The following is a 6,608-nucleotide window of genomic DNA, read 5'->3' on the forward strand; positions in this document are numbered from 1 at the left end:
TGTGCCTGCCGAGGAACTCGTTGCCGAACCGCTGGTCGCTGCGCGACGGTTGCTCGGCGCGACCCTCTCCTCGGGGCCGGTGGTGATCCGCATTGTCGAGGTCGAGGCGTACGGGGGTGACCCGGGCGGTCCCTGGCCGGACCCCGCCGCCCACTCGTTCCCCGGCCCTACCGCCCGCAATGCCGTCATGTTCGGGCCGCCCGGAATTCTGTACGTCTACCTCAGCTACGGAATGCACACCTGTGTGAATGTCACCAGCGGGCCGGACGGGACCGCCGGCGCGGTCCTGATCCGGGCCGGTGAAGTGATAGCGGGGCACGACATTGCTCGCGGCCGCCGACCCGCGGCGCGGACCGACGCCGATCTGGCAAGGGGGCCGGGCAATCTCGGGAGCGCACTGGGAATCACCCTCGGCGACTACGGGACCCGCCTCTTCGACGCGCAATCCCCGATCCGCCTGGAGCTGGCTCCCGAAATCACCGATCCCGCAGCTATTTCCGCAGGCCCACGGGTCGGCGTGCGACTCGCCGCGGAGCGGCCCTGGCGACTGTGGCTGCCGGACTCCCCGGCCGTCTCCGTCTACCGCCGCAGCCCCCGCGCCGCGCGGCTCGATCGCCCCGCCTGAACCCGCAGCACAACAGCAGATTCCGCGACCGATGGCGGAGTGCGGTCTACCGTGGAATGGAAGTCGCTCCACTGGGAGGTCTCATGTTCAACCAATTCTCCGACCGTGCCCGCCGGGTGGTGGTGCTGGCACAGGAGGAAGCCAGACTCCTCAACCACAATTACATCGGCACCGAGCATCTGCTGCTCGGCCTGATCCGCGAACAGGACGGTGTGGCCGCGCACGCGCTCCACGATGTGGGGGTGGACCTGGAGGCCGTGCGCAGCAAGATCAAGCAGCTCATCGGGCAGGGAGTTCGAGAGCCGTCCAGCCACATTCCCTTCACGCCGCGCTCGAAGCGCGTGCTGGAACTGTCGCTGTACGAGGCGAAGGAGCTGGGGGATTCCGAGATCGGCACCGAGCACTTGCTGTTAGGTCTGGTCGAGGAGGGTGAAGGGGTAGCCGCGCAGGTACTGAACAGCATGGACGCCGACGCCGTGCGTGTTCGTAACCGCATCCTCGAAATACGTGGATCGAAGCCCGAATCCGATACGCCCGAATCCGTTACGCCCGCAGTCAAATCCGCTTATAGAACCAGCGCGATGGCGCGGCGCGTCGAGGATCTCGAACGTCGCATGACCGAACTGGAACAGCGTCTGGGCGGCTCCGGGCAGAACGACGCCGGCGCCTGACGCTGTCGCGGAACCGGCTGTGCCGCCGCGCGTTTCGCACCGCGCGGCGACATCATGCGATTACACCTCGACGGTCAGCTGCGTGCGATCGGCGGCTGCCGTCACCGCCGCGCGCCCGGCCTGGGCCGCGGATTCGCCCATCCCGAACGCCCACCGCACCCTCTGACCGTCCCGGTACTCCAGATATGCCACCGCAGCCGCGAATCCGGTGCGGTCGAGTGCCTGCTGGTGCAACGCCAGCACTTCGATGACGCAACCCTGCTCGGCCAGCGTGCGTACGAGCTCCTCAGTCGAACCGTCCGTGGTAACACCATTGTCCTGCAACGCATTCGGTTCCGGCGCGTATGCCTGCGTGAACAGCTCCCACAGCGTGCGCGCCGAAACCTCCGATCCGGTGCTGTCGGTATGCCGCTGCACCTGCCGCGCGAAGTCGATCTGCATGCGCCGCGGCAGGTCCAGCCCGTACTCCTCCTGCAGCAGATACGCGATCCCGCCCTTGCCGGACTGTGAGTTCACCCGGATCACGGCGTCGTAGGAGCGCCCCACATCCGCCGGATCGATCGGCAGATACGGTATCGCCCAGGGGATTTCGCTCTCGGCCGTGCCGAGCCGCTCGGCCCGCGCCCGGTGTTCCGCGAACCCCTTCTTGATCGCGTCCTGATGTGTCCCCGAGAACGCCGTGTACACCAGATCGCCCGCATACGGATGCCGTTCAGGAACGGGCAGCCGCGTGCAGTACTCCACCGTGCGCCGGATCTCGTCGATATCGGAGAAGTCGATCATCGGATTCACGCCCTGCGCATGCAGATTCAAGGCGAGCGTGGCCAGATCGACATTGCCGGTGCGTTCGCCATTGCCGAACACGCACCCCTCCACCCGTTGCGCGCCGGCCAGCACCGCCAGCTCCGCGCAGGCCACACCGGTGCCGCGATCATTGTGCGGATGCACCGACAGGATGACGCTGTCCCGCCGCGCCAGATTCCGGTGCATGTACTCGATTTGATCGGCATACACATTCGGCGTCGCCACCTCGACCGTCGCGGGCAGGTTCAGCACCACCGGCCGCTGCGGCGTCGCCGCCCAGACCGTGGTGACCCGATCGCAGATATCCAGCACGAAGTCCGGCTCGGTGAGCATGAAGACCTCGGGGGAGAACTGGAACCGCACATTCGGCAGGTCTCCGGCCAGCTCCGAGATATCGCGCGCACCGGCGGTGATCAGGTCCGCGACCTGCTCGCGGGAGGCGCCGAGCACCACATCCCGCCAGATCGGCGCGGTCGCGATGTACATATGGATGACAACATCATTGGTGATGCCGCGAATCGATTCGACGGTCCGCTCGATCAGATCCCTGCGGGCGGGCGTGAACACCACAATGGTGACATCCTCCGGCGCCAGCCCCTCGGAACCGATGAGCCGCACGAAATCGAAGTCGGTCTGCGAGGCGCTGGGATACCCGGCCTCGATCTCCTTGTAGCCCATGGCCACCAGCATTTCGAAGAACCGCCGCTTACGCGCCGGGTCCATCGGCTCGGCCAGGGCCTGATTACCGTCCCGCAGATCGACCGGCACCCACAGCGGCGCCGCGGTGATCCGGTTGGACGGCCACTGCCGATCGGTCAGAGGTACCGAAACTCGTTCGTACACATCGTGATACCGATGCGAGGGCATGGCGGAGGGCTGCTGGCGATTCCACGTTGTGGAAGAGAACATGGTTGCTGTCTTTCGCGTCGGAAGAGAGACCGGCGCAGCATGTCAACCCGCGGGCAGGGTGCCGGTCGGTCAGACCCCGCCGCGGCGGAGAAGGAGAAGCAGCACACCCTGAGTCATGTGGCTTAGACTAAACGGGAATCACTCCTCAGACAAGTAGAGAGGCGAAAAGGATATGTCGCAGGTCCAGAGGCACCCGCTCGCCGCGCAAGCCGCCGAAGTACTTCTCGAGCGGCTGCGAGCGGGGGAGTGGGAGCTGGGACACCGGCTACCCGGGGAGACGACGCTCGCTGCCCAGCTCGGCGTCGGCCGCTCCACGCTGCGGGAAGCCATCCGCGAACTCGCCGGTCGGGGTGTGCTCGAAAGCCGCCAGGGCGCAGGAGTTTTCGTCACCGCACTCGATGTGGCCGAGGACTGGGACACCGTGCTGCGCCGCGCCGATATCGACGCGGTCATCGAGGCCCGCATTGCCATCGAGGCCGAAGGTGCGGCGCTGGCCGCGCAGCGCCGCACCCCCGCCGACCTGCGCAATATCCTGCGCGCCCTGACCGCCCGCGCCGAGGCCGGCGATTCCGTCGAAGCACTCGTGGACGCCGACACCGCCTTTCACCGCACAGTCATCGTCGCCGCACACAACGACATCCTGCTGGAGATGTTCAACGCCTTCGTCCCGCGCCTGCGCCGAGCGATGATCGACATGCTCCGCATCCGCCCGATCGCCAACCCGGGCGCCGACCACCATGCGCACGAAGACCTCTATGTAGCCATCCGCGCCCGCAAGCCCGAGATCGCCGCCACCGCGAGCCGCGTCCACCTCACCTCGTTGAAGACGGCGCTGACATAGACCCGTCAACGACGTCGTATCTGCCGCAGGGGCTGCGATCTCGCCCTTGCCGACGCGCTGAGCTGGGAAAAGATCGACTTCAAGACTTCTTTCGAGATCGCCGATGAGTTTTCGAAACGGGCTCCGTCTCTACGTATGACCGAGCTCGACCCCGAACTCGCAAGCCCCCGAAGGAAACTCGCCATGACTGCCCTCGCCGCCACCGCCCAGACCTCCTCGCCCACCACCACCGCTGGCCCGAGCAAGACCCGCAACCGGGTGCTCTGGACCCTGCAGATCCTCTTCGGCCTCTTCTTCATCATCGCCTCGGGCCTGCCGAAGCTGGTCGGCCAGCACGATGCCGTGCAGTCCTTCCGCGATATCGGCTGGGGCGAATGGTTCCGCTACTTCACCGGCGTGGTCGAGGTCTCCGGCGGCATCGGCCTGCTGGTGCCCCGCCTGAGCGGCCCGGCCGCCGCGGGCCTGTCCATCACCACGGTGCTGGCCGCCGCCACCCAGGTCTTCCTGCTGCACGATGCCGCCCTGGCCCCCTTCCCGCTGGTCCTGGCCGTGATGTTCGCCTGGATCGCCTACGAGCGCCGCGCTTCCTTCGCCACCTTCACCGCGCTCCTCAACCGCTGACTCTCTTGAATATTGCTTCGACACCCGATCCGCCCCCGAGGACACTCGGTGGCGGATCAGGCGCGTTCCGGTCACACCGGCATTGACGCTTCTCCGTCCCTCACCTCGCAGACGGGGCTTGTTCGCGAGGTGAGGCGACAACTGATTTCGTTAGGTCGGGGAACTCGCCGGGTACGACCGAAATTGTTTTGTTCCTCTACCGGCGGCCGCGTGCACGACTGACTACGACACCCAGGCCGGGCGCAAAAGTTGCGGGAAGGCGGAATGGCAAGATGGGGAGACGTGAGCGGCGACATTATCGATGAACTGACCTGGCGCGGATTGATCGCGCAGTCCACCGACCTGGACGCGCTGCGTGCGGATCTGGCGAAGGGGCCGATCACGCTCTACGCCGGCTTCGACCCGACTGCCGCGAGCCTGCACGCCGGGCACCTGGTTCCGCTGTTGGCGCTCAAGCGTTTTCAGCGCGCGGGCCACCGCCCCGTTGTTCTCGCGGGCGGCGCGACCGGCTTGATCGGCGATCCCCGTGACGTCGGCGAGCGCAGCATGAACTCCACCGACACCGTGGCCGAGTGGGCGGGCCGCATCCGTTCCCAGCTGGAGCGCTTCGTCGATCTCGACGATTCGCCCACCGGCGCGATCATTGCCAACAATATGGATTGGACCGGGCCGCTGAGCACGGTCTCCTTCCTGCGCGATATCGGCAAACACTTCTCGGTGAACGTCATGCTGGCCCGCGACACGGTCAAGCGCCGCCTGGAGAGCGACGGCATGTCCTACACCGAGTTCTCCTACATGCTGCTGCAGGCCAACGACTACCTGCAGTTGCGCCGCAATCACGGCTGCCGCCTGCAGGTCGGTGGTTCGGATCAGTGGGGCAACATCATCGCGGGCGTGGAGCTCAACCGGCGCGTCGACAGCGAGCATGTGCACGCCTTGACCGTGCCGCTCGTAACTTCCGCCGATGGCAAGAAGTTCGGCAAGTCCACCGGCGGCGGCAGTCTCTGGCTCGATCCCGAGATGACCAGCCCCTACGCCTGGTACCAGTACTTCGTGAATACGGCCGATGCCGATGTGGTCCGCTACCTGCGCTGGTTCACCTTCCTCTCGCGGGAGGAACTGGACGAGCTGGAGCAGGCCACCCTCGAGCGCCCGCACGCCCGGGAGGCGCAGCGCCGACTTGCCGCCGAGATGACGACCCTCGTGCACGGCGAGGAGAACACCCATTCCGTACAGCTGGCGAGTCAGGCACTGTTCGGTCGCGGTGAACTCCGCGACCTGAACGAGCCGACTATGGCGGCCGCGCTGACCGAAGCCGCAGTCGACGGCAAGGTCGCGGAGTCCACCAGTACTTCGACGATCGTGGACCTGCTGGTGGCCACCGGACTCTCCGACAGCCGCGGCGCAGCGCGTCGTGCTGTCAATGAGGGTGGCGCGGCTGTGAACAACGAACGCGTCTCGGATCTGGAATGGACTCCGTCCGACGCCGACTACCTGCACGGCCGTTGGTTGGTATTGCGTCGCGGCAAGAAGAACTTCGCCGGCGTCCGCCGGGCCGATTAGAGCCGATCGACATGACCTGGGTCACATTCCGGTGGACCAGGTCGGCGAAAGGTCCGGATCGCGCCCTCGCGACCTGCGACAATGGGACCCTGACCAGGCGATTTGACGTGGCGTTTCCCGCCACGTAACTTATTCCAGGTCAGAGCGACACGGACACCGACCGGGAGCCAAACGCCCAGCTCAGAGGCTGGAAATGCGGACCCGGACACGAGGTTGTACGAGGAGCGCCTGACCAAACAGGTAAAGCCCATCTGAACCCGAGCTTGACTCGTTGGAACAGAGAAGCTAGGCTGGAAAAGTTGCCTCACTGGAGGGTCGTTAAATCGGCCGGATGGTGTGTGCGCCTGTTCTTTGAGAACTCAATAGTGTGTCGATGAATGTCAGTGCCAATTATTTAATTGGTTCCGGCTTCTCATACCCCCCGGTTGAGAGGTCGGACATTTAGTCAGCAAATGCTTTTTTGCTGGCGTTTTGTTTTGCCATGGTTTTCGGACTCTGGTTAATTCTTCTGATTACACCTTCGGGTGTGGTTGAGAGTCTTCAACGGAGAGTTTGATCCTGGCTCAGGACGAAC

At 65.4% G+C, this 6,608-nt stretch carries 5 protein-coding genes and 1 pseudogene; 5 read left to right on the top strand and 1 reads right to left on the bottom strand.

Annotated elements, in window-relative coordinates:
• Nucleotide 1 precedes the first annotated feature (1 nt).
• Entirely contained in the window at nucleotides 2-625 is a 624-nt protein-coding gene (locus JWN03_RS29610; RefSeq protein ID WP_297621904.1) for a DNA-3-methyladenine glycosylase, read from the top strand.
• An 83-nt stretch (nucleotides 626-708) separates the two neighbouring features.
• Nucleotides 709-1,117: pseudogene (locus tag JWN03_RS29615) on the top strand (Clp protease N-terminal domain-containing protein); the annotation flags it as partial.
• Nucleotides 1,118-1,356: 239 nt separating this feature from the next.
• On the opposite strand, the gene JWN03_RS29620 reads toward JWN03_RS29615, so the two are convergent.
• Nucleotides 1,357-3,009 (bottom strand): 2-isopropylmalate synthase, encoded by a 1,653-nt coding sequence (locus JWN03_RS29620; RefSeq protein WP_297621907.1) that lies wholly within the window; start codon nucleotides 3,007-3,009, stop codon nucleotides 1,357-1,359.
• Between the two features lie 172 nt (nucleotides 3,010-3,181).
• Between JWN03_RS29620 and JWN03_RS29625 the strand changes: the two genes are divergently transcribed.
• The 3 genes from JWN03_RS29625 to tyrS all read left to right on the top strand — a co-directional run bounded on the left by JWN03_RS29625 (nucleotide 3,182) and on the right by tyrS (nucleotide 6,034).
• Nucleotides 3,182-3,850, top strand: a complete 669-nt coding sequence (locus tag JWN03_RS29625) for a FadR/GntR family transcriptional regulator (protein ID WP_297621908.1) — start codon at nucleotides 3,182-3,184, stop codon at nucleotides 3,848-3,850.
• A 183-nt stretch (nucleotides 3,851-4,033) separates the two neighbouring features.
• The gene (locus JWN03_RS29630; RefSeq protein WP_297621909.1) at nucleotides 4,034-4,471 is read left to right on the top strand and encodes a DoxX family protein; all 438 of its coding nucleotides are present in this window, start codon (nucleotides 4,034-4,036) and stop codon (nucleotides 4,469-4,471) included.
• Between the two features lie 282 nt (nucleotides 4,472-4,753).
• The gene (gene tyrS, locus JWN03_RS29635; protein WP_297621910.1) at nucleotides 4,754-6,034 is read left to right on the top strand and encodes a tyrosine--tRNA ligase; all 1,281 of its coding nucleotides are present in this window, start codon (nucleotides 4,754-4,756) and stop codon (nucleotides 6,032-6,034) included.
• The last annotated feature ends 574 nt before the right edge of the window (nucleotides 6,035-6,608 follow it).

Source organism: Nocardia sp. (assembly GCF_025465275.1).
In the GTDB taxonomy this organism is placed as follows: domain Bacteria; phylum Actinomycetota; class Actinomycetes; order Mycobacteriales; family Mycobacteriaceae; genus Nocardia.

Coding starts and splice junctions, on each gene's coding strand:
- JWN03_RS29630 (WP_297621909.1), top strand. CDS start 4,034: ATGACTGCCCTCGCCGCCACCGCCCAGACCTCCTCGCCCACCACCACC.
- JWN03_RS29620 (WP_297621907.1), bottom strand. CDS start 3,009: ATGTTCTCTTCCACAACGTGGAATCGCCAGCAGCCCTCCGCCATGCCC.
- JWN03_RS29625 (WP_297621908.1), top strand. CDS start 3,182: ATGTCGCAGGTCCAGAGGCACCCGCTCGCCGCGCAAGCCGCCGAAGTA.